This is a genomic window from uncultured Clostridium sp. (genome assembly GCF_937920395.1).
Taxonomy (GTDB): Bacteria; Bacillota; Clostridia; order Clostridiales; family Clostridiaceae; genus Clostridium_AD.
The window spans coordinates 43782-69016 of sequence record NZ_CALEVF010000039.1; the positions used below are offsets into that span (position 1 = coordinate 43782).

The 25235-nt window shown below is 29.5% G+C and carries 21 protein-coding genes and 1 pseudogene; 21 read left to right on the forward strand and 1 reads right to left on the reverse strand.

The window, feature by feature from the left end; genetic code table 11:
* The first annotated feature begins 124 nt into the window (after positions 1-124).
* From Q0649_RS04160 to holA, 3 genes are all read left to right on the forward strand, one after another.
* Positions 125-2599 carry a cation-transporting P-type ATPase gene (locus Q0649_RS04160; protein ID WP_298837800.1) on the forward strand — a complete coding sequence of 825 codons (2475 nt, stop codon included), beginning with the start codon at positions 125-127 and terminating at the stop codon, positions 2597-2599.
* A 212-nt stretch (positions 2600-2811) separates the two neighbouring features.
* Positions 2812-4584 carry a ComEC/Rec2 family competence protein gene (locus tag Q0649_RS04165; RefSeq protein ID WP_298837802.1) on the forward strand — a complete coding sequence of 591 codons (1773 nt, stop codon included), beginning with the start codon at positions 2812-2814 and terminating at the stop codon, positions 4582-4584.
* Positions 4577-5611, forward strand: coding sequence for a DNA polymerase III subunit delta (gene holA / locus Q0649_RS04170; RefSeq protein WP_298837805.1), 1035 nt, complete (start codon positions 4577-4579; stop codon positions 5609-5611). Before Q0649_RS04165 ends, holA begins: the two co-directional genes overlap by 8 nt.
* A gap of 84 nt (positions 5612-5695) precedes the next feature.
* On the opposite strand, the gene rpsT is transcribed toward holA, so the two are convergent.
* Entirely contained in the window at positions 5696-5968 is a 273-nt protein-coding gene (rpsT, locus tag Q0649_RS04175; protein WP_298837807.1) for a 30S ribosomal protein S20, read from the reverse strand.
* A 250-nt stretch (positions 5969-6218) separates the two neighbouring features.
* On the opposite strand from rpsT, the gene gpr reads away from it, so the two are divergent.
* The 18 genes and pseudogenes from gpr to Q0649_RS04265 all read left to right on the forward strand — a co-directional run bounded on the left by gpr (position 6219) and on the right by Q0649_RS04265 (position 25039).
* Positions 6219-7193, forward strand: a complete 975-nt coding sequence (gpr, locus tag Q0649_RS04180) for a GPR endopeptidase (protein WP_298837810.1) — start codon at positions 6219-6221, stop codon at positions 7191-7193.
* A gap of 52 nt (positions 7194-7245) precedes the next feature.
* A complete protein-coding gene (locus Q0649_RS04185; protein WP_298837813.1) occupies positions 7246-8391 on the forward strand; it encodes a stage II sporulation protein P in 1146 nt (381 codons plus the stop codon).
* A gap of 88 nt (positions 8392-8479) precedes the next feature.
* Entirely contained in the window at positions 8480-8740 is a 261-nt protein-coding gene (locus Q0649_RS04190; RefSeq protein WP_298837816.1) for a hypothetical protein, read from the forward strand.
* Between the two features lie 152 nt (positions 8741-8892).
* Positions 8893-10698, forward strand: coding sequence for a translation elongation factor 4 (gene lepA / locus Q0649_RS04195; protein ID WP_298837819.1), 1806 nt, complete (start codon positions 8893-8895; stop codon positions 10696-10698).
* A gap of 41 nt (positions 10699-10739) precedes the next feature.
* A pseudogene (gene hemW / locus Q0649_RS04200) lies at positions 10740-11861 on the forward strand (radical SAM family heme chaperone HemW).
* A gap of 214 nt (positions 11862-12075) precedes the next feature.
* The gene (gene hrcA, locus Q0649_RS04205; RefSeq protein ID WP_298837822.1) at positions 12076-13122 is read left to right on the forward strand and encodes a heat-inducible transcriptional repressor HrcA; all 1047 of its coding nucleotides are present in this window, start codon (positions 12076-12078) and stop codon (positions 13120-13122) included.
* Positions 13123-13193: 71 nt separating this feature from the next.
* Positions 13194-13874: a nucleotide exchange factor GrpE gene (gene grpE / locus Q0649_RS04210; protein WP_298837903.1), complete on the forward strand. Its 681-nt coding sequence runs from the start codon at positions 13194-13196 to the stop codon at positions 13872-13874.
* Positions 13875-13955: 81 nt separating this feature from the next.
* The gene (dnaK, locus tag Q0649_RS04215) at positions 13956-15821 is read left to right on the forward strand and encodes a molecular chaperone DnaK (protein WP_298837825.1); all 1866 of its coding nucleotides are present in this window, start codon (positions 13956-13958) and stop codon (positions 15819-15821) included.
* 180 nt (positions 15822-16001) lie between these two features.
* Complete coding sequence (dnaJ, locus tag Q0649_RS04220; RefSeq protein WP_298837827.1) at positions 16002-17123, forward strand: molecular chaperone DnaJ; 1122 nt, start codon at positions 16002-16004, stop codon at positions 17121-17123.
* Positions 17124-17181: 58 nt separating this feature from the next.
* On the forward strand, positions 17182-18117 hold the full coding sequence (gene prmA / locus Q0649_RS04225) for a 50S ribosomal protein L11 methyltransferase (protein ID WP_298837830.1): 936 nt from the start codon (positions 17182-17184) through the stop codon (positions 18115-18117).
* Between the two features lie 29 nt (positions 18118-18146).
* Positions 18147-18923: a 16S rRNA (uracil(1498)-N(3))-methyltransferase gene (locus Q0649_RS04230; RefSeq protein WP_298837833.1), complete on the forward strand. Its 777-nt coding sequence runs from the start codon at positions 18147-18149 to the stop codon at positions 18921-18923.
* Positions 18924-19003: 80 nt separating this feature from the next.
* Complete coding sequence (locus Q0649_RS04235) at positions 19004-19369, forward strand: histidine triad nucleotide-binding protein (RefSeq protein WP_298837835.1); 366 nt, start codon at positions 19004-19006, stop codon at positions 19367-19369.
* 184 nt (positions 19370-19553) lie between these two features.
* Positions 19554-19730, forward strand: a complete 177-nt coding sequence (gene rpsU, locus Q0649_RS04240; RefSeq protein ID WP_071613601.1) for a 30S ribosomal protein S21 — start codon at positions 19554-19556, stop codon at positions 19728-19730.
* A 342-nt stretch (positions 19731-20072) separates the two neighbouring features.
* On the forward strand, positions 20073-20357 hold the full coding sequence (gene yqfC / locus Q0649_RS04245) for a sporulation protein YqfC (protein ID WP_298837838.1): 285 nt from the start codon (positions 20073-20075) through the stop codon (positions 20355-20357).
* Complete coding sequence (gene yqfD, locus Q0649_RS04250; RefSeq protein ID WP_298837840.1) at positions 20350-21531, forward strand: sporulation protein YqfD; 1182 nt, start codon at positions 20350-20352, stop codon at positions 21529-21531. The genes yqfC and yqfD overlap by 8 nt, the downstream gene beginning before the upstream one ends.
* Before the next feature lie 47 nt (positions 21532-21578).
* Positions 21579-23720 carry an HD family phosphohydrolase gene (locus Q0649_RS04255; protein ID WP_298837841.1) on the forward strand — a complete coding sequence of 714 codons (2142 nt, stop codon included), beginning with the start codon at positions 21579-21581 and terminating at the stop codon, positions 23718-23720.
* A gap of 58 nt (positions 23721-23778) precedes the next feature.
* Positions 23779-24279 (forward strand): rRNA maturation RNase YbeY, encoded by a 501-nt coding sequence (gene ybeY / locus Q0649_RS04260; RefSeq protein ID WP_298837844.1) that lies wholly within the window; start codon positions 23779-23781, stop codon positions 24277-24279.
* 61 nt (positions 24280-24340) lie between these two features.
* The gene (locus Q0649_RS04265) at positions 24341-25039 is read left to right on the forward strand and encodes a diacylglycerol kinase (RefSeq protein WP_298837847.1); all 699 of its coding nucleotides are present in this window, start codon (positions 24341-24343) and stop codon (positions 25037-25039) included.
* The last annotated feature ends 196 nt before the right edge of the window (positions 25040-25235 follow it).

Sequence of the window (25235 nt, forward strand, 5' to 3'; positions counted from 1 at the left end):
TAATTATATAAATATATAATTAAGTCTTTAGAATTAGGGAGACTTTAGCTGCTTAGGCTAAAGTCTCCTATTTATTATACGATTATTATAATAGGAACTAAACGAAAAGGATAGGTTGGGCTATATGAAGAAATGGTATGGGAAAACGATGATAAGAGTAGTGGGGATGCTGAATTCTGACATTAATTTGGGGTTAGATGAAGAGAAAATTAAATATATGAGAGAAAAATATGGTGAAAATACCATATTGAAACCTAAAACTGAAAGTCTTTTAACTGTTGTGGTTAATCAAATAAAACAGTTATGGATTCTTGTAGCTATAGGTTGCATCGCTATGCTATTTTATAATAGGTTTTTTACTATAGGTTGTTTTGTAACACTGATAATGGTATTTAGTGTAATGCTTTTAATAAATGAAGATTATAAAGGAAAGAAAAGTTTAATTGCAATTGATAATCTAAATACACAGTATTCCAATGTAAAGCGCTGTGGAAAGATAATTAGAATAAGTTGTGAAGAAATGGTAGTTGGCGATATCGTTTTTCTCGAAAAAGGTAGATATGCCCAGGCGGATATTAGAATACTCGAATGTGAAGACTTAAAGGTAGTAGAAGTTTCAGTAACGGGTGAAAAGTATGAAGTTGAAAAATACTCTATGAAGATAGAGGAAGAAGTTATAAATCTATCTGAGATAAAAAACATTGTTTATAAATCTTCACTTATTACTGAGGGTTCAGGCATGGGAATAATTATTGCTACTGGCATGAATACACAAATTGGAAGAATTATAAAAGTATTACTTGAGTCTAAAAATGAGAGCAGTTCTTTTAGTAATGATTTGATAGATATTGCAAATAGAAGTACTGTAATTACACTAATATCGGGTATAATTACTTTAATTTTTATAAGTTTCAAAAGTAATGGACTTCATGAGGCTATAAATTCACTTATTTATATTTCTATGACGTTTAATTCTTCAATGTTTATTATAATATTGTATTTATTTTTTTATATTATATTTAGAAAATTCAACGAGAAAAATATATATGTTAAAAGTATTGCCACCATTTATGCACTTACGAATATTTCTACAATATTTATGAAAAAAATTGGGGCTGTTTCGGAGAATAAACTTATTCTTAGTGAAATTTATTGTGACGGAAGACTTATAAATATGAAAATTCATAATTTTGATATTGAAGATGTTATAGAAAGAATAATTAGCATAGCACTAATTTGTAATGATGCTAAATTTTTCAATGAGAATTCTACTCATTTAAGAGACCGTAATTCTATTGAAAGTTTGGAAGAACGTGAAATAATTGAGTTTTGGGATGAAAATTTTGCGAAAAATAGTCATTTTGAGACAAAATACAGGAGAATATTTAAGATTGCATATGACGCTGATAAAAGGATTAAAACAGTTGTAAATAGAATAGAGGATAAATATAGAGCTAATGTAAAAGGTGTGCTTGATAGTATATTAAGTAGATGTACTCATATTTTAGTTAATGGTATAGAGAAAGAAATTAATGAGGATGATATTGCGAATATTATAAATGTTCATATAGATATGTCTAATAAATCATATAATGTTATAGGTTATGGTTATAGAAATTTTAGCTATAAACCTAGTATAGATGAAAATATTGAAAGTAATTTAGTATTTGTAGGGTTAATAGGTTTTGAAAATCCAATAAAAGAAAGTTCATACATAGCTGTGAATACATGTAGAAAAATCAATATTAGAGTTATCATAGATCAAGAAGACAATAAATTAGCTTCTTTTGCATTTGGAAAATCAATAGGAATTACTAGCAAAAAGGAGCAAATTCTATCAGGGATAGAGATGGATTATATGAGCGAAGAAGAAATTGAAAAAGGCATTGAGAACATTAGTGTTTTTTCTAAAATTTCACCCAAACATAAAAGCAAAATTGTTAATGTCTTAAATGATAAAGGATATTCTATTGCATCAGTAGGAGATACATTGACTGATTTAGAGTATCTTAATAATTCTGATATATCTATTTCAGTGGGGGTTGAATGTAGTAATGTAGTAAAAAAACTTTCAAATATATTCTTGAAGGAAAATGATTTTGGAGAAATAGTAAATTTAATACAGCATAGTAAAAAAATCATAAGTTATATAAGCAGAGTAGTTTTGTTTATAAACACCTTAGCGATAAGTGAAATATTAGTAATATTATTAAGCATAATTATTAGAGGCACAATGCCATTTACGATTATATGTAGTTTGTCTTTGAATTTTATATTGTTACCTTTTTGTTGTTTTGCAATACTATTACAAAATACAAATACTGATATAATATTAAAAAATATTAATTATGATTATATAAAAAGTATTTGTATAAGAAACTCATGTATTATTGGCATCATATATATTTTCATTATTGCTCTTGGTCATAAATTTGTTATTATAAATGTTGACGATGTTATATTTATTATGTTTGTAATGCTTGAAAGTGTATTTTGTTTATCTCTTTTATATGAGAAACATTTTCTGGAAAATAAAGTAGCGTATACTTTAGTGGCTTTTAATATATTAGTACAGTTTATGTTGATTAAATTAAAATAACTAACATACAAATGTTATAATAATATTTAAAATAAGAATCATAAGTAAATAAGACATGCTGATTATTTTAAATATTTATTGGATAAAATAAGGCTATGGAGGTATATAATACTTGAAAATATATTTAAAACAATGATTATGTTATAATAGTAAAAGATAGCAAATTTATATGTTCTTTTGCATAAATGATTTTCCAAGTATAATATTTTATTATGGCTAGACCTTTAGTGTATTATGCAGTAACGATATTTATGGGATGTATCACTTGTCTAATTTTAACAAACAACCCTATTGTAGGAGCAATTATAACTGCACTTTTTTTGTCTATTATGTATTTTACTATAGATAAAAAGTTTTTTTATCTAGTATTTTGTTTTTTTATTATTAGTAATATCAATTATTATTCTTATTTTAATGTTAATTTACCAAGTGATGTAAAGATTAAAGTGAGAATATCAGATAAAAGTACATATTATTGCTCGGCAAGATATAATGATAAGAAGATTGATTTGAAAGGCAATATATTTGAATTCAGCGAAGGAAGAAACGTGTGGATAAAAGGTAATTTTAAAAAGGAAGCAGTATATGAAAAGGGTACGGTTGGAACATATACAGTTAAAAGTTATGAGATTTGTGATGAAGATATAATATCAAAAATTGAAGCTTTTAGAAAAGGTTTATATGAAAAATTTTCAGAAGGTTTAGGAAAAGAAAAAGCAGCCTTAGTTATGGGCGTATGTTTTGGGGATAGTGGATACATAGAAAAAGAACAAAAGGAAGATTTTAAAAAACTGGGTATAAGTCATGTTATAAGTGTATCAGGTCTTCATATGTCAATAGTGTATCAGGTTTTAGAAACTGTTGTAGGTTATAAAATAGCTTTATTATTCTCTTTTGGATACATGATATTTACAGGAGGGCAATCATCAACAATAAGAGCTTTTATAATGATTTTCATATTGAAAGTGGCAAGCAAAGTATATAAAAAATATGATAGTCTTTCATCGGTTAGTTTGGCTGCAATTATAATATTAGTGTTTAGACCTTTTTACATTCTTGATATAGGATTTATGCTTTCTTTTCTTTGTGTTCTTGGTATTATAGTATTTAATAAAAAAATCAGGAAGGTGCTATATAAATTACCTTCTGCTTTAAATGAATCTTTCAGTTTAAGTATAAGTTCTCAAATATTTTCTACACCTTATGCAGTTGTAGCTCTTAAGACTTTTAGTTTAGGGGCATTTCTTAGTAATTTATTGTTATTACCACTATATACAGTAGTTGTGGTACTTGGAAATATGTCTCTTATATTTAGTACAGTTTACCAATTATTTGATTTGATAAATTATGGAATGTTTACTGTCTTAATGATAATAGAATTTATTCAAAAGGTGCTTGTAGCATTATTACCAGAAATGCTTTACTTTTCTTATATTGAAAGTCTAGTTGTATTCGGATTATATCTATGTTATCTTGCAATTAAAAAGGGCTATATGCAATTTAAGTATGTTCCAATATGTATTATTTTTGTTTTAATGTTTCAAAGTTATAAAGTTTTTCCAGAGATTAGTTATATAAGTGCTAATAAGAATGACGTCGTTTTAATACAATATAAAAGGACAACAGTTGCAGTTACCACTGGAAATATTAAGGGGAAAGATTTAAAAGTGCCTGTTAAAGTAGATAGAATTTTTGAGAATTATACTGGTGAGTCAATTATAAACATTTCTCAAAGTTATGCTGTTAAATTGACACGGAATGGTGATGAATTAGAAGCTTTAGCATGTTTTACGCAAAAGACAAGTAAAAAGCAGAACATGTTATTACTTGAAAATAAAACTGAGAAAATTACACCGTTTAAAGATACAGTAAAATTAAAAAATGATGAAACGTATGTGCCATCAGGAACAATTATTAATAAATACATAATCATAGGAAACAAAGTTTTAAAATTTTCACAAGGGTTGGAGGAAATAATTGATTAATTATGCAGAGCTTGAAAAAAAAATTAAAAAAAATGAATTAGATAATTGCTATATATTTTGTGGTTCAGATGAAAAATTAATAAAAGATCATGTTGAATATATAATTAATAGTGTGCTTGACAAAAATTTTATTGATCTAAATTATTCAAAATTTGATGGTAGTAAAATAGATTTTGAGACAATTAGTGATGCTTGTGAAACTATGCCATTTATGAGTGATAAAAAGGTAGTGGTTGTATATAGGGCAACATTTTTAGAGGATAATCCTGGTGCTAAGAATTCTAATGATTTAAAGAATAAAAATTTTGCTATGCTAAATGAATATTTAAAAAATCCACCACCTCAATGTATTTTGATTATATATTATACATTTCTAAGTGATAGGGAAAAACCAAGTAATAAAATTAAAAAACTAGATAAAAAAGCATGCGTGATAAAAGTTGATAAACTAAAGGGTGAATCTCTACAGAAAATATGTAAAAATTTATTTGAAGGTGCCGGAGCAATAATTGGGAAATCAGAACTTGTTTTATTTTGTTCTCAGGTAGACAATAACATGAATATCGTATTAAATGAAGTAGAAAAACTAGTGTCATTTGCAAATGGAAGAGAGATTACTAAAAAAGATATTTTGGCAATGATGCCTCAAAAGAGTGAAAACGACATTTTTAATTTAGTTGATTATTTGTCTCAAAAAAATATTAAGAAGGCACTAGATATTTTGAATGAACTTATATACAGGGGAGAGAAAATACCATTTATATTATTTATGCTAACAAGGCAGTTTAACCTTTTATTTAATATTAAATTAGGAACTGAAAGTGGAAAAACAAAGGAGCTTTTGGCGAGTGAATTAAGGCTTCATCCATACGTTTGTGAAAAAATGATTTCGCAGAGCAATAAATTTACTATAAAAAGGTTGAAAAGGAATATTGGACTCTGTCTTGAAACAGAGAAAGTTTTAAAAAGTACTTCAACAGATGATAAGATAAATATTGAAGTCTTTATGATAAAGACTGTAATGTAAGGTTAATTATGTTTTTAATATTAAATTCAAATTACAATATAAACAAAAAATTAAAAAAACCGGTGTAAATCACCGGTTTTTTTATTATGCTGCTAAATTTAAAGCGTTTAATCTTGCTGCAAGTCTTGACTTTCTTCTTGCTGCTTTATTGATGTGAAGTATTCCTTTAGTTACAGCCATATCTAAAGCTTTAACCACACTTGCGTATGTAACTTTAGCTTCTGCAACATCACCAGTAACTAGAGCTGTTTCAAATTTTTTAACCTTAGTTTTTAAAGCAGTTTTAATCATTGTATTTCTTTCTGTTTTAACTGCAGTAATTTTAATTCTTTTTTTTGCTGATTTAATATTTGCCATTAATTTTCACCCCCCTTTGTATTTAATAACGTGTCAGCAGTTTTGGGGAAACTGCATACGAGTCTATTTAATTAATCAACTAGTATTATAGCATTAAAATATAAGCACTTCAAGGGTAAATTAATCTAGATACATAAATTTTAGTATAAGACTTATTTAAATGAGGTAGAAAGGCTAAAATAAACTTTTTTAAGAATAAGAAAAGACTATTAGGAAAGGATAATAATAAAAATGTAGTTGAGGTGAAATTATGATAAGTATAAGAACAGACTTAGCTGTGGAGGCAAAAGAAATATACAAAGAAAAAAACAATGGTGAAATACCTGGTGTTGATGTGGAGGAGTATAGCGAGGGAGATATTAAAATTACTAATGTAAAGATCGTAAGTGATATTGGAGAAAAAATGATGGGAAAACCAAAAGGTACATATATAACAATTGATATCCCTGAATTTGTTCACTATGATGGTGAGGCTATGGAAAGAGTAAGTATGGTAATGGGAGAAGTTCTATCACCACTAATAAAATTAGATGATAGTATGACGGCCCTAGTAGTTGGACTTGGGAACTGGAATGTTACTCCAGATGCAGTAGGACCAAAGGTTGTTTCTAAGATAATGGTTACTAGACATTTAAAAGAATTAGTACCAGATTCAATAGATGAAGGCATACGTCCAGTATGTGCAATATCTCCAGGAGTTCTTGGAATAACAGGTATGGAGACTGGCGAAATCATTCGTGGTATTGTAGAACGGATTAAACCGAATTTAGTAATTTGTATTGATGCATTAGCTTCTAGAAAAATGAATAGGGTGAATAGAACTATTCAGATAGGGACATCTGGAATTTCTCCAGGAGCAGGAATTGGAAACAGAAGAATGGAAATAAGTGAGAAGACCTTAGGTGTACCAGTTATTGCAATTGGTATTCCGACAGTAGTAGATGCAGCAACTCTTGCAAATGATACTATTGATTTGGTACTTGACGAGATGATTAAATCTGCAAACGAAGGCAAAGAATTTTACAATATGTTAAAATCAATTGATAAAGCAGAAAAACAAAAGATGATTGCTGAGATATTAAATCCTTATGTAGGCAATCTTGTTGTTACACCAAAAGAAATAGATATGGTAATAAATTCTGTTTCTAAAATAATAGCTAATGGAATTAATATAGCATTGCAACCGGCGTTAGATTTAGAGGATATAAATAAGTACTTAAATTAGTAATAACTATTTGAATTCCCTCATATATATTTTATAAACAGGGGGGATGAAAATGAAATACAGAGGTGAAAATTTTAAAGGCAAAAATAGAATTATGCCAAGTAAAAAAATTAATTTTATTATATGTTTTTTAAAGAAAACTAGTAATGTGAAAGTGTTTTTTTGCGGCTTCACATTGCTAATTATTTTTTTATTAGGCGTAATGATACCTAGAAGTGCGAAGGCAGATAGTGAAGAAAATTACGGAAACAATTTTTACGTTAGTGTTATTAATAATGCTTTATCTGTAATTAAGTCCTCTAATGTAGAGAGGCAAGATACAAATAGCGAAAATATGGATGGTTCAGCAGTTTTGTCATTTTTAGGAGTAGATATTTCGAATCCTATATCAATAGTAATAAAAGAAATTGCTTATTTAGATAAAAATGAAGTTAGTACAGATGTAGACAATTCAAAAACATTTACTCTTAACCCTTTTAACTTAGATGATAAGCAGGTAAGTAAATCTAAGGTCAATGTTACTAATGTGGTAGCAAAACTTTATAATCCTAGTTTGAAAGGTATATTAAATAAAGCAAAGCCACGGGTTCTTATATATCATTCTCATACATCTGAAGCCTACCGCACCTCAAACAAGGACACATCAACAACTACTGCCAGTCCAGATCAATCACGTAATGTTGTTGCTGTAGGAGATGTAATAACTGAAGAATTAGAAAAAAACTATGGAATTTCGGTTATACATGATAAAAATGTAAATGATACAGGAGATTACAATAACGCTTATAAAAAGTCTGGAGTTACATTAGATAAGTACTTAAAGCTATACGAAAAATTTGATTTAATTATTGATTTACATAGAGACAGTATAGTTAACAAGAAGGCAGTGCTTACAAAATTAAATGGTGAAGATGTAGCACAATTTATGTTCGTTGTAACAGATAAGAATCCTAGATATACTCAGCAAAAGAAACTAATAAATTCTATGATGTCAATATCAAATAGATTATACCCAGGGATTATAAGAACTAATCCAATTTGGGTTTATCACTGGGGAATGGGATTTTACAATCAAAACAGGAGCAATAATGCACTCTTAATTGAAGTAGGCACATATACTAATAGTATTCAAGAAGTAAAAAATACTGGTAAATATCTATCAAGAATAATCGCAGAGCAATTAAATGGTAAAAAGTGAATAATTTATTATAAAAAGTGCATCCTTACTAAGGAGAAGATAATAATTAATTATTATCTGTTTAAGAAAAACTTAGGGGGCATTTTTTATGTTTAAAAAAAACATTATTAAACATATATTTATACTGGTTATTTGTTTTTCTATATTTATTTATGGATTTATTGAAGTTAATATTAATAAGTCTGAATTAGTAAAGGAAAAGTCGAGATTTATAATAAGCATAAAATCAAACCCTCTAGATTTTAGAATAGAGACTAAGGGATATGTTTTTTACGTAAATGGTAAATTGTTCTTTAATATGAAAGAAAAATGTATTGATACTTATAATGATGTTTTGAAGAAATTTTAAACATATAATATAAGAGGAATTTACGTAGTTAAATAAAGTATAGTGTAAAATCACAATGCATTGACAAAAATAGATATAATTATGATATAATTCAACTAGATGCTTAGAATCAAAAAAATATTTAACATATAGTACAATGGGGGTAAAAATTAATGCAGAGCAATAGACAAAAACACATAAGAAACTTTGCGATAGTTGCACATATTGATCACGGTAAGTCTACTCTTGCAGATAGATTACTAGAAAAGACAGGTACTTTAACTAAAAGAGAAATGGAAGAGCAAGTACTTGATAATATGGATTTAGAAAGAGAAAGAGGAATCACCATAAAATCTCAACCGGCAAGGCTCGTTTATAAAAGAGAAGATGGAGAAGAATATATATTCAATCTTATAGATACTCCAGGTCACGTAGATTTTAATTATGAGGTTTCAAGGAGTTTAGCTGCTTGTGAGGGCGCAGTACTTGTAGTGGATGCGTCACAAGGGATTCAAGCTCAAACTTTAGCAAACTGTTATTTGGCACTAGATAATGATCTTGATATTGCACCAGTTATTAATAAAATAGATCTTCCTAGTGCAAGGCCAGATGAAGTAATTAAGGAAATCGAGGATGTAATAGGTATTGAAGCCCTTGATGCTCCACGAATTTCGGCGAAAACTGGACTTAATATAGAAGATGTTTTAGAAGCAGTAGTAAACAAGATTTCACCACCTAGTGGGGATGAAGAAGCACCACTTAAAGCTTTGATTTTTGACTCTTTTTATGATAGTTATAAAGGAGTTGTATGTTATGTAAGAATTAAAGACGGTAAAGTTAAACCAGGAACAAAGATTAAACTTATGAATACTAATAAGGTATATGAGGTAGTAGAAGTTGGAGTGTTTGTTCCAAATTATCTTCCAGTAGCAATGTTAAGTGCTGGTGATGTTGGATATATAACTGCATCTATAAAAAATGTTAGGGATGCACGTGTTGGTGATACTGTAACAGAAGCGGATAGACCGGCATTAAATGCACTTAAGGGATATAAACCAGCGATTCCAATGGTGTTTAGTGGTATTTATCCTATAGATGGTGCAAGGTATGGAGAATTAAAAGAGGCATTAGAAAGACTTCAGTTAAATGATGCAGCATTAGGGTTTGAACCAGAAACATCTATTGCGCTAGGTTTTGGATTTAGATGTGGATTCTTAGGTCTTCTTCATATGGAAATAATACAAGAAAGAATAGAGCGAGAATTTAATTTAGATATCATAACTACAGCACCATCAGTTATATATAAAGTAATGAAAACTAGTGGAGAATTAATAGAGATAACAAATCCTACAAATCTTCCAGAACCTACAGAAATTAGTTATATGGAAGAACCAATAGTTAAAGCGTCTATCATAACACCATCGGAGTATCTTGGATCGGTTATGGAGTTATGCCAACAAAAAAGAGGCGTATACATTGATATGAAATATATAGAAACTACTAGAGTTGTGTTAAATTACAATTTGCCGCTTAATGAAATAGTATATGACTTTTTTGATGCATTAAAATCAAGAACAAAAGGTTATGCATCCTTTGATTATGAATTAAAGGGATATGTAACAGCTAATCTTGTAAAGTTAGATATTTTACTTAAGGGAGAAAAAGTTGATGCTCTGTCTATGATTGTTCCAGAGGAATCAGCTGCTCATAGAGGAAGAATTATGGCTGAAAAATTAAAAGAACATATACCAAGACAAATGTTTGAAATACCAATACAAGCATCTATAAATGCAAAGGTAATTGCAAGAGAAACTGTAAAAGCACTTCGAAAAGATGTTTTAGCTAAATGTTATGGTGGAGATATTTCAAGAAAGAAAAAATTATTATCAAAGCAAAAAGAAGGTAAAAAGAGAATGAGACAAGTTGGAAGTGTAGAAGTTCCACAAGAAGCATTCATGGCTATACTTAAAGTAGATTAAAAATATAGATTTGAAAAAGATAATTAAAGTGAGGATAAAATATGAAGAAAGTTGCTTTATATATTCATATTCCTTTTTGCAAGCAGAAGTGTTTATATTGTGATTTTCCATCACTAGCTGGCAAAGAGGATTGTATGCTTGATTATTCTGCAGCACTTGCAAAGGAAATAGATAATATAAAGGATAAAAAAATAAAAACTATTTTTATAGGTGGGGGAACTCCCACCTATTTATCTTTAGCGGGCTGGAAAATAATAAAAAAAAGTATTGATGCATTAGATATATGTGATGATTTAGAGTTTACAGTGGAGGGTAATCCAGGAACATTTACAAAAGAAAAATTGAACTTCCTAAAAGAAATGGGAGTAAATAGACTTAGTATCGGACTTCAAGCCTGGCAGGATTAACTTTTAAAAGAACTCGGAAGAATTCATACTATAGAAGATTTTAAACAAAGCTTTGAAATGGCTAGAAAATTAGGTTTTGATAACATAAATGTAGATTTGATGTTTGGACTTCCATCTCAAACTATCAAGCAATGGAAAGAAACCCTGCAGAATGTAACTAAGCTTAATCCAGAGCATTTATCTTGCTATAATTTAATAGTAGAAGAGGGTACAGAGTTTTATAAAAGATTTGAAAAAGGTACATTGAATCTCCCAGATGAGGAAATGGATAGAAGTATGTATGCTAAAACAATAAAATTTTTAAGCGAAAAGGGATATATACAATATGAAATCTCTAATTTTTCGAAAAACAATAAGAAATGTAGACATAATCTAGTATATTGGGAATTGGATGAATATATTGGGTGCGGTTCTTCTTCTCATTCGTATAGTGGAGGCTATCGGTATAGAAATGAAGGTAATATAGAAAAATATATTGAAAAAATGAATCATGATAATGGTGCTATAGTTGAAAAAACAAAAAATTCTTTTAAAGATAATATGGAAGAGTTTATGTTCATGGGACTTAGAAAAACTGAAGGTGTTAATAAAAACGAATTTAAGAAAAGATTTGATAAAGATATGGATGAAGTTTACTCTGATGTAATTGATAAATATACAAACACTGGTTTTATGACAGAAACTCCTGATAGTATTTTTTTAACCTTCGATGGTATTGAGGTATCAAATGTGATTATGGCGGATTTTTTATTATAAATTATATTAATCTTGAAAACAAAACTTGTCTTTTAAACGTGTTAAGTAGAAAATGGGAGATAAATAGAGTATTTAAGACTTAGTTTGAAATAAAAGATAAAAAATAGCTGTAGTGAAAAAACAAGGTTATTGACAAAATCCATAATAAATGATACTTTAAATGTATACCCGTTAGCACTCAACGGAAGCGAGTGCTAATAAAAGAGGTGATATTATGGAAATGGATGAAAGAAAAATTAAAATACTTCAGGCTATAATAACAGATTATATAAATAATGGTGAGCCTGTAGGGTCCAGAACCATAGCTAAAAAGTATGATTTAGGTATTAGTTCAGCTACAATAAGAAATGAAATGTCAGACCTCGAAGAAATGGGTTATATCGAACATATACATACCTCATCTGGTAGAAAACCATCAGATAAAGGTTATAGATTATATGTTGATAGACTTATGGAACTTACAAAATTATCTTCTGAGGAAGAATATATGATTAAAAATCATCTTATTAATGCCGCACTGTATGAAGTTGATAAAATTGTTAAGCAAGCAACACAAATGCTTTCTCTTCTTACAAACCTTACATCTATAGTAAAAGCGCCTTCTGTTCAAAAAAGCTGTATAAAATATATTCAGCTAATGAATTTGGATTCTATAAGTATTTTGTTTGTAATTATTACAGACAGTGGTATTATCAAAAATAATGTTATAAAGGTTAGTAAGCCAATTGGCAATGCTACTATAGAAAAACTTACCAATATACTTAATTTTAGATTAGGAAAACTTACAATTGAACAGATAAATTTAGAAGTTATCAATAATCTTAAAAGTGATTTAGCTTCTTATGAAGAAATATTTGCAGGTATTATTCCTGCCTTATATGATAGTTTATCTGGCGTTGAATCTTCAGAAGTTTATATTCAAGGCGCTGCTAATATATTTAATTACCCTGAGTATAACGATATAACCAAAGCTCGAGAGTTCTTAGTCTTGGTAGATAATAAAGAAAGCATAAATAGTTTACTAGGTACTAATGATAATACTTCTAAGATTACAATTAAAATCGGTGGTGAAAATTTTGTTGAGTGTGCAAGGGAGTGCAGTATTATAACAGCAGTTTATAGTGCTTCTGGAGTTCCACTTGGATCCATTGGTGTCATAGGGCCAACAAGAATTCCCTATGGGAAAGTTATCTCAGTATTAACTGGAGTAGTTAAAGAATTGAATGATAATATAGCTCAAATTTATAATGACCATAGATAAAATTTTAAATTAAGAAATTTGTTTTGAGCAAGATTTGGAGGAATGATTGAGTGAATACGAATAATGAAGAAATGCTAGACGAACAAAATACAGAGGTTTCAAATGAAAGTCCAAGTTCAGTTGATGAAACTAACGAAGTTCAAGAAAACAAAAAAAAGACTGAGGACAACTCAAATGAAACAACAGAAGAAAATGAAACGCAAGAAGAAAATGAAGTATTAGAACAACCTGAAATAGTAGATGAAGATGAAGAAGTTGAAGAACTTTTAGAAAGTGATAAAGAGAAAGATATGAGAAAAAGTAAAAAGAAATTAGAAGCCGAAAACAAAACTTTACAAGATAATGTTGATTCTTTTAAGGATAAACTTTTAAGGACAACTGCAGAGTATGAAAATTTTAGGAAAAGAACAACAAAGGAAAAACAAAACATATACACAGATGCTTGTGGGGATGTTTTAAAAGAAATTCTACCAGTACTTGATAACTTAGAAAGAGCACTTTCCATTGAAGGTGGTGGGGATGAGCTAAGAACCGGTGTAGAAAATACAGTTAAATTATTTAATGCTGCATTTAAAAAACTAGGCATTGAAGAATTGTCCTCAACAGGTGACTTTGATCCTAACTTACACAATGCAGTAATGCATGTAGAAGATGAACAATATGGGGTAAATCAAATTGTAGAAGTATTACAAAAGGGATATAAAAAAGAAGATAAAGTATTAAGACATAGTATGGTTAAAGTTGCTAATTAAAGATTCAAATTATAAAAAATACAAATATTATAGCACTTATTAATTGTTATGGTATAAAAGGAATATAGGGAGGATTTAATAATGGGAAAAATTATAGGAATAGATTTAGGTACAACAAATTCATGTGTAGCAGTAATGGAGGGTGGAGAAGCAGTTGTAATTTCTAATTCAGAAGGTGCAAGAACTACACCATCTGTAGTTTCATTTCAAGCAAATGGAGAGAGATTAGTAGGTCAAGTAGCTAAAAGACAAGCAATCACAAACCCAGATAAAACAATAATGTCAATAAAAAGACAAATGGGTACAGATCATAAAGTAACAGTAGACGGAAAAGCACATACACCACAAGAAATTTCTGCATATATTTTACAAAAAATAAAAGCAGATGCTGAAGCTTATTTAGGAGAAAAAGTTACAGAAGCTGTTATAACTGTACCAGCTTATTTCAATGATAGTCAAAGACAAGCAACAAAAGATGCAGGAAAAATAGCAGGTCTTGAAGTTAAGAGAATAATAAATGAACCAACAGCAGCAGCACTAGCATATGGTCTAGATAAAATGGATGTTAACCAAAAGATATTAGTATATGATTTAGGTGGCGGTACATTTGATGTATCTATATTAGAACTTGGTGATGGTTTATTCGAAGTTAAATCAACTAACGGAAATACAAAACTTGGTGGAGATGACTTTGATGAAAAAGTTGTGAACCATATTGCAGATACTTTTAAAGCAGATAATGGAATAGATTTAAGAAATGATAAAATGGCACTTCAAAGACTTAAAGAAGCTGCTGAAAAAGCAAAAATCGAATTATCATCATCAACACAAACAAATATTAATCTACCATTTATCACAGCTGACGCAACAGGTCCTAAGCATATAGATATGAATTTAACAAGAGCAAAATTTAATGAGTTAACTCATGATTTAGTTCAATCAACAATAGAACCAATGAAAAAAGCAATTGCAGATGCAGGTTTATCTCTTAATGAAATAGATAAAATTGTACTTGTAGGTGGTTCAACAAGAACACCAGCAGTTCAAGATGCAGTTAGAGAATTTACTGGTAAAGAACCTTCAAAGGGAGTAAATCCAGATGAATGCGTTGCACTTGGTGCAGCAATTCAAGCAGGAGTATTAAGTGGAGAAGTTAAAGATGTATTACTTCTTGATGTAACTCCATTAACTCTTGGAATTGAAACTTTAGGTGGAATAGCTACTCCTCTAATAGAGAGAAATACTACAATTCCAGCTAAAAAGAGTCAAGTATTCTCAACAGCAGCAGATGGTCAAACATCAGTTGAAATTAACATTGTTCAAGGTGAACGTCAAATGGCTGCAGGTAACAAAACTTTAGGAAGAGTTACTTTATCCGGAATTGCAGCAGCACCAAGAGGTATTCCACAAATAGAAGTTACTTTTGATATAGACGCTAATGGTATTGTTAATGTATCAGCTAAAGATAAAGGAACAGGAAAAGAAGCTAAAATAACAATTACAGCATCAACTAATTTAAGTGATGATGAAATTGATAAAGCAGTTAAAGAAGCAGAGAAATTTGCAGGAGAAGATAAAAAGAGAAAAGAAGAAATAGAAATTAAGAATAATGCAGAACAGTTAGTATACCAAACTGAAAAAAGCTTAACTGACCTTGGAGAAAAAGTATCAGAGGAAGATAAGAAAGACATTGAAGGCAAATTAGAAGCTCTTAAAAAGATTAAAGATGGAGACGATACTGAAGCTACAAAGAAATCTACAGAAGAATTAACTGAAGCATTTTATGCAGTAACTACAAAAATATATCAAGCTGAAGCAGAATCAGCAAAAGCTGGAGAAGCTGCTCAAGGTGGAGATAATGCTGAAGGAAACACTGAAAATGATGACAATGTAGTGGATGCTGATTATAAAGTAGAAGAAGACAAAAAAGACGAAGATAAAAAATAAGATAAATAATTAACAAAACAACTAAATTAGGGATGGGTAACTACCCTTCCCTAATTTTAGTTTATCTTAATTAAAACAGTATTATTAATTGTTATAGAAGAAATATATAATAATAGTTGTATTATTTTAAGGATTAGTTATACTATATAAGTATATATATTTTAGGTGGTGAAGAGTTGAATGGCAAATAAAGATTATTATGAAACACTTGGCGTAGGTAAAGATGCCAGTGAAGAAGATATCAAGAAAGCTTTTAAAAAGGGTGCGTTAAAGTACCATCCAGATAGAAATCCAGATAATAAAGAAGCTGAAGAAAAATTCAAAGAATTGAATGAGGCATACCAAGTTTTGTCAAATAGTGATAAAAGGTCTAGGTATGATCAATATGGTACAGCTGATGCTAATGGAGCAGGATTTGATGGTGGCTCTGATTATTCAGGATTTGGTGGTTTTGGAGATATATTTGGTGATATATTTGGAGGCGGATTCTCGTCAAGAAATCAGAATGGTCCCAAAAAAGGTGCAGATTTAGAATATAATATAAATCTAACTTTTGAAGAGTCTGTATTTGGTGTAGAAAAAGATGTATCAATTACAAGAAATGAAAAATGTGGTGATTGTAGCGGTAGTGGTGCTAAAGCTGGTACAACGCCTAAGACTTGTGATAAATGTGGTGGAAATGGGCAGATAAAAGTTCAGAGGAATACTGCATTTGGAAGTTTTGCTAGCATGAGCACTTGTGATAAGTGTGGTGGTAGTGGTAAGATAATTTCTGAACCATGTAAAACTTGTCATGGTTCTGGAAAACAAAGAAAAAATAGAAAAATTAAGGTTAATATTCCAGGTGGAGTTGATACCGGAAATGTTATGCCACTAAGAGGTCAAGGCGAACAAGGTGAAAAGGGTGGACCAGCAGGCGATTTATATATAAATATCAGAGTAGCTCCTCATAAAACTTTTAAGAGAAAAGGAATTGATATTCATATAGAATCACATATAAGCTTTGGGTATGCATCCATGGGTACTGAAATTAAAGTGCCAACGGTAGATGGGGATGTTAAATACAAAGTTCCTGGTGGAACACAATCTGGTACTGTCTTTAGACTTAAGGGTAAGGGAATACCTAGAGTAAACGGACATGGAAGAGGAGATCAATACGTAAAGGTTATTGTTGATATTCCAAAATCTTTGAATGATAAACAAAAGGAAGCTCTTAAACTATTTATGCAAGCTAGTGGTGAAAGTGTAGAAATTTTTGAAGAAAACAAAAAATCTTTTGTAGATAAAATACTAGGTAAATAATAATGAAAAACTTCGTTTTGTGAAACGGGGTTTTTTATTTTAAATAAGGAGAATATAAATGGATAAAGATTGGATTGAGATAACTATAATAACAAGTAGTGAGGCGGTTGAAGCGGTTTCTGCAATGCTATATAATACTGGAGTTGAGGGGGTATCTATTTTGGATCCATTAGATTTGATTTATAGAAGGGATCATACTACGGATTGGGACTATTTTGATGAGAGCATTATTGATACAAAGAGTGGTGTTGTTATTAAGGGATACTATAAAAAAGATCAGCATTTTAATGAACATTTAGAAGAAATTAAAATAGGAGTAAATAATTTACCTAGCTTTGGACTAGATAAAGGAGCAGGGTCTGTTACTGCGCAGAAGGTAAATGAGGAGGATTGGGAAAATAACTGGAAGAAGTATTATAAACCATTAAAGGTTGGAGAAAAGATAGTCATAAAGCCTATATGGGAACAGTACAATGAAAATCCCGGTGAAATAATTGTTCAGCTAGATCCAGGTATGGCCTTCGGAACTGGTTCTCATGAGACTACCAGGATGTGTATAAAGGCATTAGAAAGGTATGTAGACGATAGTTCAACTGTTTTTGATATAGGTACAGGGTCTGGAATATTAGCTATCACAGCAGCCAAGCTTGGGGCTAAGAAAACTGTAGGAGTTGATTTAGATCCAGTTGCTGTAGACTCTGCAAAGCAGAATGTTTCATATAATGATATAGATAACATTGAGATATTGTACGGAGACCTACTTGAGGTTGTTAAAGGAAAGGCTAATATAGTTATTGCTAATATAATGGCTGATATAATCATATTCCTAACAGATCAAGTTAAAGAAATTATAACTAAGGGTGGATATTTTATATCTTCAGGAATAATTTTATGTAAAAAAGACGAAGTAATAAATAATCTAATAAAGTGTGGATTCACAATTGAGGAGATAAATGTAGAGGGAGAATGGGTTTGTATAGTTGCAAAATTATAGTAAATGTATAAGTTAGGGGAGAATAAATAATGCATAAATTTTTTGTACCCAAAAGTAATATAAATGATAATAAAGCTATTATAGAAGGCGAAGATGTAAAACATATATATAAGGTATTAAGGCTTCAGGTTGGTGAAAATGTAAGTGTTAATAATTGTGAGGGCGTTGAATACATAGGTGAAATAACTTCTATAGACAAAAAACTTGTAAATATAAATCTTCTTAAAGAAAATCCTATAAATAACGAAAGTCCTGTTGAGGTATACTTATTTCAAGGTATGCCTAAATCTACAAAAATGGATTTAATAGTTCAAAAGAATACTGAACTAGGAGTTAAAGCAATAACCCCTATAATTACACATAGGGTAGAAATTAAAACTGAGATAATGGAATTTAAAAAAGATAAGGAACTTGATAAAAAGATAGTTAGATGGAATAGGATAGCTCTTGAAGCTTCTAAGCAAAGTAAAAGAAGTTTAATACCGATAATTAATGCACCTATAGATTTTGATAATTTACTTATCGAATTAAAAGCTATGGATTTAGTGGTAGTACCCTATGAAAATGAAGAGGGTTATGGAATGAGAAAATTAGTCAAAGATATAGATAAAGAAAACATTAATAAAGTTGCAATTATTATAGGACCTGAGGGTGGATTTGAGGAATATGAAATATTAAAACTTAAAGAGATAGGAGCAAAAATCATAACTTTAGGACCTCGAATACTTAGAACAGAAACAGCAGGATTCACATGCTTAAGTTTAATAATGTATGAGCTATCTGACCTTGGTGGAAGTTTAAAATAAACATTCTAATTAATTTATTTAAAAGGAAAATTAACTTTTATGTTGAATAGTATAGTATAGGATGAATTGGAGGTGATAATGTGGAAAAGGGTTGTGTGGAAAAGGTCGATTGTCTTTTTTGTAAAATCATAAAAAAACAAATTCCATCAGAAATGTTATATGAAGATGACAAAGTTATAGTTATTAAAGACATAAGTCCTCAGGCACCAGTACATGTTATAATTATTCCAAAACAGCATATTGATAATTTAAATTGCTTAAAGGAAGATCAGTCAGAAATAATAGGGCATATATTTATGGTTGCAACTAAGGTTGTACAGACTTTAGGAATTGCAAATACTGGATATAGGATTGTTTCTAATTGTGGTGAGCAAGGGGGTCAAACAGTTCAACATATACATTTTCATTTGCTCGGTGGAAGATTGCTTGAGTGGCCACCTGGTTAATTTATAATAATTTAATAAATTGAATTTTTGATAATGTTTTATAAAAAAGCATTATATATATAACAAAACAGCAATGAAAATGTTGACATTATGTAAAGCAGTGTTGTATAATAAAAAATGTACTATTTAGGCCCCGCATTAGCTGCTTTTAAATTGAATTGAGCTAGCGGAGGGAGGGATAATGATGTCAGAAATTAAAGTTGGAACAGACGAGACAATTGAGAATGCTTTAAGAAGGTTTAAGAAAAAGTGTGCAAGAAGTGGAGTGCTCGGAGAAGTAAGAAAAAGAGAGCACTACGAAAAACCAAGCGTTAAAAAGAAATTGAAATCAGAAGCTGCAAGAAAAAGAAAATTTAAATAGATTTTTTAAATTGAGAAAGACAAGATTTGTTTTATAATGTAAAAGAGTCTTGTTATAATACCTTCCTCAGCAGTAACTAAATCATAAATTTAGAGCTATTCAAAAAAAAGCAGTGGTGGTATTGGGATATAATGGTATGAAAATGTAAAGAAAAGTTATGTTTATCTCATTACCTTAAGTTAAAGGTGAATTAGATGGTAAACTTGATTGCAAAATAATATTTTAATAAATAAAAGATTCAGCATTTGCTGGGTCTTTTTTTTATTTTAAAAAATTATAAATGGTTATTAATTAGACACTTTTTTCATAAATTTAATATGAAGTATTTTGTGAGGTGAGTGTATGAGTAATAAATTTTATAAAACAAGAGAAATGATTGCGAGTAAGTTAGATTTGCCAAAAGATATACTGTTGGATTTACCCAAAATCACTATTTTGTCAAATAATGAAATAAACATAGAAAATCATAAGGGAATAGTAGTATTTGAAGAAGAAGAAATAAAAATAAATTCCAATGTGGGCCCAATTTCGATATATGGTAAAAATTTTAAAATATTATTTATAGGAGGAAACACAATAACTTTAAGTGGTAATTTTAAATCAGTTGTGTATGAAAGTCATGAATAATTTTAAAAAATATAAAAAAGGTAATGTCACAATGGAAATTCAATCATTAATTCCAGAAAAATTTATAAATTTATTATGGAAAAATGATGTTGTAGTAAAAAACATACGAAAAATTAATATAACAACGGTGATTTTAGAAGTAAAACTAAGTGATTATGGTGAAATTAGTAAAGTGGCAAAACGAACAGGTACTAGAGTAAAAATTATTGGAAGAAGTGGAATGTCATTTTTTTTAATAAAATTAAAGAGTCGATCCGCTCTCTTAATTGGAATGATTTTATTTGGCAGTATAATATATTATCTATCTACGTTTGTATGGAATATAGAAATTAGTACAGAAAACTACATAAGTCCATATGAACTCAGAAATCAAATTAAAGGATTTGGTGTAATACCGGGAATGAGGAAAAAAAACGTAGATGTGTATGAAATTGAAAGCAAAATTCTAAGAAGTAATGATGAAATAATGTGGGTAAAGGCAAGAATTGACGGTGTTAAATTAAAAGTAGATGTGATAGAAAGGCAGTCTCCACCTATCATAGTTAGCAATAAAAACCCTTGTAATTTAATAGCGAGTAAAGATGGTGTAGTGGCTAGAGTATACACGACGGATGGCACATCCATTGTGAAAGATGGGGACTCAGTGCAAAAGGGTGATATATTAGTTAATGGTGAGCAAGGCAAAGAAGGTAGTGTTTACCCTGTACATGCAAAAGGTGAAGTTATAGCAAGAACTTTTTATGAACAGATTAAAGAAGCGCCAATAAGCAAAGTAACAAGGGTAAGAACAGGGAACATTTTTAGTAATTTTTACATTAAATTAGGAAATAAAAAAGTTTATCTCAAAAATAGCTTAAATCCCTATAAGACTTATGATAAAATAGAAAATAACAATAAGTTTGTCTGCAAAGAAACATATTACGAAGTTAAAGTGAAAAATATACCTACGGATGTTACTAAAACACAAGATGAAATATATTTTAACATTTTAAGAAAGTTAGATAAAAGTGTAAAGATCATTAATAAAATAGAAAGTGTAAAAAAAGAAAATAATAAATATTCTATAAGAGTATTGGTCCTTGCTGAAGAAAATATTGCGCAGGAGGCAAATATAGTACCCGAAAAAAATAGTGAATCACAAAAAAATAGTAAAACCAAAAAGATAGCACAATAAAGATTAATAGATTCTTAATTTACTTGAGTAAAAAAGGTGGTATAGGTATGAGAAAGATCAGGGAGCTTATAAACTTAAAGAAAACAAAGCCATATGTAATTTTTATAGTTACGACGATTATAATGTATTCAATTTTAGTAACAGCTTTAGTTCCTAAAAAGTACACTTTAAATGTTGGAGATATTGCCAAGGGAGATATAAAAGCTCCAAGAGAAGTTGAAAATGAACTTGCCACAAAAAGTGATATAAATAAGGCTATAAAAAATGTAGGGGAAAAAACAATAAAAGTTCCTGTTAATGAGAAGTCTATGGAAAATATATCTAAGCTATTTTCTACAGTAAGTAAATTAAATGTTGCCGATGTTAATAAATCAGATGTTGTTAACAATGAAGATGCAGCTACGAAACTAGTCTTAGAAAAGGAGAAAATAGAACTATTAAAAAAAAGCAGTCCAGTTTCCAATTTTACTTATGAAAACTATCAGTTTTTAATAAATTTAGATATTAAACAAGCTGATGAATTAGAAAAATTCATCAAAAAAACAATCACGACACTTTATGATATAACTACAATTAATGAAAATAAGCCTGAAGAAATTGTTATGGCTAAAGGGATGATTGCAACAACGTTTATAAACTCAAATTTTCCTAAGAATATAAGAGAAATAGGAATAGCGATTGCAAATGTAGAAGTTCGTCCTAATACAATATATGATAAGGCAAGTACAGATATAGCCATTAAAGAAGCCGAAAAGAATGTTAAACCGATTATTGTTAAGAAGGATCAAATTATTGTAAAAGAGGGTGAACCAATAACTGCGGAGCAGATGTCACTACTCGAATCATTGGGACTCCTAGATAATGCTAATAATTTCAATTCGTCATTATATTTAAGTTTAGCAGCACTTGTTTGTTTCGTAATTCTGATTCAATGGTTCTATTTATACAAGTACCATCAGTCAATTTATTATGATACAAAAAAATTAATTATGATTAATATTCTTAGCATAATTTCAATACTGCTAGCAAGAGTTCTAGGCATAATATCTATATTTGTAATTCCACTAGCTTGCGTTCCTATGCTTATGGCCATTTTAATAAGTGATGAAGTAGCTATAGCATTAAGTATTCTTAATTGTATTCTAATTAGTGTTGCAGTTAATTTTAATTTTGAAGTTACAATACTCGCCGTACTAAACTCTATTGCAGGTGTTATTATGCTTAAAAAAATGCAACAAAGAAATGATATATTATATTCATCCTTATATATTGCAATGGTGAACTTGGTTATGTATCTATCTATGGGATTTTTGCTTAGTAATAGTATAATGGATGTATTAAAGAAAGCAGGACTGGTTTATATAGCAAGTTTAGTAGCTGGAACACTTACTATAGGATTTTTACCATTTTTCGAAAGCTTTTTTGATATTGTAACTACAGTAAAACTTTTGGAGCTGTCAAATCCGAACCACCCTTTATTAAAGAGGCTACTTTTAGAAGCACCAGGTAGTTATCATCATTCTGTACTTGTAGCTAATTTAGCAGAGGTTGCCGCGGAATCAGTTGGAGCAAATCCAGTTCTAGCAAGGGCCTGCGCATACTACCATGATATTGGCAAGATAAAGAGACCTTATTTCTTTAAAGAAAACCAATTAGGAAATGATAATCCACATGATAAAATAACTCCAAATTTGAGTACACTTATAATTATTTCTCACGTGAAAGACGGACTTGAGCTTGCAAAAGAATATAAAATACCTAAGGTTATTCAAGACGTGATAGTGCAACATCATGGCACAACTTTAGTTAAGTATTTTTATATAACTATGAAAAATGCTAGTGAAAATCCAGATGAAATTAGAGAAGAAGATTTTAGGTATAAGGGACCTAATCCGGAGAGTAAAGAAGCAGCAATTATAATGCTTGCAGATGCAGTTGAAGCAGCTGTAAGATCAATTGCAAATCCTACTAAAGGTAAAATAGAGGAAATGGTCAATAATTTGATAAAAGATAGGCTTAATGATGGACAATTAGATAATTGCGATTTAACTTTAAAAGATTTAGAAAAGATAAGAAAATCTTTTTTAAAAGTGCTTACAGGGATATACCATGAGAGAATAGAATATCCACTAGATAAATGGGAAAATGATAAGTCTATTGAGAATAAGGAGCAAATTAAAATAAACTAGAATAATAAAATGATTAGGTATCTCTAAAAAAAGAACAAGTTAAGGAGTGAAAAAAAGTATGATTTTAATTGACAATAGGCAAAATAAAATTGAAGTTACAAAGGAACTTGAAACTGTAATAAAGGATGTTATTGAGTATACACTAAAAGAGGAAAAACTTCTTATAGATAACGAGGTTAGTGTTATATTTATAGATAATGAAGAAATTAAAGAAATAAATAAAAAGTATCGTGGAATAGATAAAATTACGGATGTGTTATCTTTCCCAATGTTAAATTATCCAGAAAACAAGGTTTTTAAAGAAGTGTATATAAATCATAAATTTGACGAGAGTGATTTATATGATGAAAAATTAGTAATTGGTGACGTAGCGTTGTCACTTGAAAAATCAAAAGAGCAAAGTGAGGAATTCGGGCATTCCTTCATTCGTGAATGTGCTTATCTTACAGTACACTCAATTTTGCATTTACTTGGATATGACCATATGGAGGAAAATCAAAAAAACATTATGAGAAAAAGAGAAGAAGAAATATTAAACAATTTTAGTTTAGCAAGATAAAATACAGTAGGGTTATTCTTATGTGCCTTACCTGCGAGAAAATTTTTAAAGGTGGTCAAGTATGAAGGTGAAAAAATTAGTTGATAGTTTTAATTATGCGATTGAAGGAATTATATACTCGATTCGTACACAAAGAAATATGAAGATACATATGGTAACTACTATATTAGTACTTACTGCTACGTTTTTTTTTGATCTTTCAAAAATAGAACTTTTAATTATTACTATAACCATAACACTAGTGATAGTGGCTGAAATGATAAACACTGCAGTAGAATGTGCGATAGATGCCACAACAAATTTCTATCATCCACTAGCTAAAATTGCTAAAAATGTGGCGGCTGGAGCAGTACTTGTAACTGCTATAAATTCAGTCCTAGTTGGATATATAATATTTTGGGATAGAGTCACTCCGTTTAATAAGACGGTGATGCTAAAAATTAAAAGATCTGACCCTCACATGATTTTTTTTATACTTGTCATAGTTTGTATTGCAACTGTTGTAGTTAAAGCCATTTATGGAGAAGGAACTCCACTTAGAGGTGGTATGCCGAGTGGCCATAGTACTATAGCATTTTCTGTGGCAACAACTATAACATTATTAACTAATGAACCTTTAATTATGGTGTTATCTTATTTTATAGCTCTAATTGTTGCACAAAGTAGGGTTGATTCAGAAATTCATTCTGTCTTAGAAGTCGTGTTTGGTGGTATTTTTGGTACATTATTAACATTGTTACTATTTAAAATTTTAGGATGATAACTTTATTTATTGACAATGAAAAGTACTTTAAATATAAATATAATAATATTGAAATACTAGTATTTAGTGATATAATTATTATACATGACTTTTAGGTTAGGAATATTAATATAATATTAATAAAAATGAAAAATTATATGATTAAGCGAATTGGTAATATATTATAAGATTAGGTGTTTTTATAAAAGAAAAT